Genomic DNA, 465 nt, shown 5'->3' on the forward strand with positions numbered 1-465 from the left:
CCAGCGACATAAATCACATCATTCTGTAGTGGCGATTACTGTCCATATGGATATCAAACGAGGCGACCTGCTCAATCGTATCCAGATGTACCGAGGCGTTAACCCGAAATGCCATACCGGGGACCGCTGTGGTGTTATCCACAGCAAAAACCTCAACACCGACAATCCGTGGCTCATATTCGCGGATACAATGGCGGATAGCTTCACGTATACGTCCACCTGCATCAGCACGACTCTGCGTGGAATCATTAAGATCCACCACACCGAGCTCCGGCGCACTGCGGCAACTCCCGCATCGGGTATTGAGAACACGCTCAAGCTGACGCTTGACCGAGCTAACCAGCCTGTCTGTTTCCTGGGTGGGTGAAATGGCTGTATCCTCACCCCTGATACGATCGAACAAGCTGACAGAGCTTCCTCTGTTCCATAATGCGAGAGAAGACACCGTGGCTTATTCCTTGTCCA

General features: G+C 52.3%; 1 protein-coding gene. It reads right to left on the minus strand.

Features of this window, described 5'->3' with window-relative positions; all coding sequences use genetic code 11:
* Positions 1-13 precede the first annotated feature (13 nt).
* Positions 14-445, minus strand: coding sequence for a type VI secretion system baseplate subunit TssE (gene tssE, locus ADK28_RS30370; RefSeq protein WP_075202111.1), 432 nt, complete (start codon positions 443-445; stop codon positions 14-16).
* Positions 446-465 lie beyond the last annotated feature (20 nt).

The sequence above is a fragment of the Serratia sp. 506_PEND genome, assembly GCF_001076875.1.
Lineage (GTDB): Bacteria > Pseudomonadota > Gammaproteobacteria > Enterobacterales > Enterobacteriaceae > Serratia > Serratia marcescens.